At 33.9% G+C, this 2419-nt stretch carries 4 protein-coding genes; all 4 read right to left on the bottom strand.

What is annotated here, in order from left to right:
• Positions 1-30: 30 nt before the first annotated feature.
• Positions 31-912 carry a gluzincin family metallopeptidase gene (locus BKP35_RS17425; RefSeq protein WP_071314661.1) on the bottom strand — a complete coding sequence of 294 codons (882 nt, stop codon included), beginning with the start codon at positions 910-912 and terminating at the stop codon, positions 31-33.
• Positions 893-1039, bottom strand: coding sequence for a hypothetical protein (locus BKP35_RS19740; protein WP_169819260.1), 147 nt, complete (start codon positions 1037-1039; stop codon positions 893-895). The genes BKP35_RS17425 and BKP35_RS19740 overlap by 20 nt, the downstream gene beginning before the upstream one ends.
• A 2-nt stretch (positions 1040-1041) precedes the next feature.
• Entirely contained in the window at positions 1042-1557 is a 516-nt protein-coding gene (locus tag BKP35_RS17420; protein WP_071314660.1) for a hypothetical protein, read from the bottom strand.
• A 95-nt stretch (positions 1558-1652) separates the two neighbouring features.
• Entirely contained in the window at positions 1653-2234 is a 582-nt protein-coding gene (locus tag BKP35_RS17415; RefSeq protein ID WP_071314659.1) for a hypothetical protein, read from the bottom strand.
• Between the last annotated feature and the right edge of the window lie 185 nt (positions 2235-2419).

Genomic DNA, 2419 nt, shown 5'->3' with positions numbered 1-2419 from the left:
TCATTATGAAGTCCTCCTTGGTTAACTAAGTTAGGGGTCATCTCGGTGCACGATTTGACACCCCGTATCATACCAGGAGGGCTCTTTTTTTTTCAAGTCCCCGAAAATCCTTCTAACAGGAATGCTCTTTTGTATAACTTTTGGTTCAGCTAGAACTGCTATAAAAACCTCTTTCACTTTATCTACTTCAAATGAACCACTTACTTTACTCGGGTATGTATCGTTTTCACTTGTAGAGACGAGAGTATATCCATGAGGTAAATCGTATGATACCTTAAAATCACTAAATGCAGTATGATAGGTTTCGCCTCTTAACCTATAATCTTCTTTATTCCACTGACCTTCACGATATGTAGGAACCATTGGATAGAACTGTGCTAAATAATAATTGCCATTGTTCTTCGTAAACCTTAGTCCTTTTTCTGGAAGAGTAAAATCATAAGTGAAGGCTACGCTTACTTCATTACCTGGTTCTATTTCATTAGTAAGGGGGATACTTAAGGTGTCCCTTTTTAGATTATAGCTTGCTTGTTTGTCTTCTATTATGACTTTATGTAATTGAATAGATGATGGAACTTTCACGGAATTATTTAACTCTTGTGAATTGCTCTCCGTAAAAATGTTTGGAATGAAGTAAAATACTAATTCGTCCCAAGAGTCATTAGATGTATTTTTTATAGTAACTTTGGATTCTAAATGAAATACGCCTTCCTCATTCATTTTAAATTTAATATCGTATTTACTTTCACTACCTGGTGGAACAGTATTTGGTGTGAAGTTTGATATGGTGTTCTCCTCAGTTTTAATTGACTCTTTACTATTGCTTTCGGACACTATTTCCCAAACTACTAAAACAAGTAAAAGTAGTGTAAATAAAGACAGTAATAGTATTTTATTTTTTATCGAACTCACCCCTAAATTTCGTATTTTTAATTAAAGTATTTATTAAATTAACCTGCTCTGATAGTAAAATAGCGACTGCTGCTTGTTCAGCAATCGCATCCTTATGTTGAATAAGCATATTTAAATCTGGAAACATTCTTATTTATCCTTGATAATCCCATCATCGAATGAAATGTTTTGAAATTGAGTTACTCCAAATTTTTTGTAAGTAATTCTAATCATTTTAATATCATTACTAACATCTACATCTTTTAATTTTACTCGCAAAACTAAATGAAAATCTTGATCTACATTAAAACCTTTTACAGGTAGTAGTTCATCATTTATCCCTTCACTAATCACATACTCTTCATCAACTGCTCCAAAACCATCCGTTTTAATAAATGAATTAATTTGAAATTCATCATCTTCTTTTGCCACAATTTCTCCGTCATTCTTTATAAATTCAATTTTTTCAAGAGTAGGAGATCCTATCCCTTCCCATCTAAAGTAGTAACCCAAATAAAATGCTTTACCATTCTCAAAATGCTCAATTCCTGCTGTTGAATGACTCCATTTCGTGAATGCCCCATCATGACTTATATTCTTGAAAGCTAGCCAAACACTAACAATTAACACAATAACAGTTAATATTATTACTATGTTTCTTTTCATTATTTCTCCTCTCTACTGCCTTTCTTTTTAAGAAGATAACATTTCCCTTGTTGTGGTAAAGTCCTTCTTTAGTTGAAGAGATTTATAGATAACAACTATTTTTTCTTCCATTCGTGCATGTATAGATTTGAAATATTCAGCTCCATAGTTGCATCCTTATCAAGATCAACAACCACTTCTTTATCATGGGGAATTAAATAATATCCGAATGAAGCCCCATCCCGATAATTTAAACCTGACGAACCAGACCGATAGATTTTAAAAGATTCGCTCCTATACGTCGCTATTGCGTTAGCTCGTTCAAAACTTGTAAAGCCATTATCAGTACGAGCATGTTCAATACCTGACACTAACGTAGCACCGCTTAATCTATACGTCCCACTCGTCCTAAAACCAACTTCAAAATCAGATTCATTTCGAACATATACCGTTTCTACATAAATTTGATTATTCCCATCGTCATAAAGCACTTTCCCCACATTGCTTCTTAAATCACTTAAATCAATTGTAACCGTATATTCTCCATCAATTGGATAAGTTTGAAGATGATAACGATCTACATCGTTTGCGATAACGCTTATTCCATTTTTCCAAAGGTTTAGCCATCCACTTCCCCAAAGTGTTAACAAAATGACAAATACACCAACAAGTGCCACCTTTATATATATTCTCCTCATAAAATCCCCCTAACATTTTAAACTAATAACTGTTCGTGTTATCCGTTGTTCCAGTAAAGTTAGCAATAGGTAAGCCTTTGAAGTGATCTCCAGCTTTTCCCCTGCTCCGCACCGAACGTGCTAGTTTCCCAGCATTCGGCGGTCCATCTAACGATGTATATTAAATTATAAGTTCTTCGTTACTT

The organism is Anaerobacillus arseniciselenatis, assembly GCF_001865995.1.
Lineage (GTDB): Bacteria > Bacillota > Bacilli > Bacillales > Anaerobacillaceae > Anaerobacillus > Anaerobacillus arseniciselenatis.
Note: the sequence above shows the minus strand (reverse complement) of the source record. Positions and strands in the feature narration are given on the sequence as shown.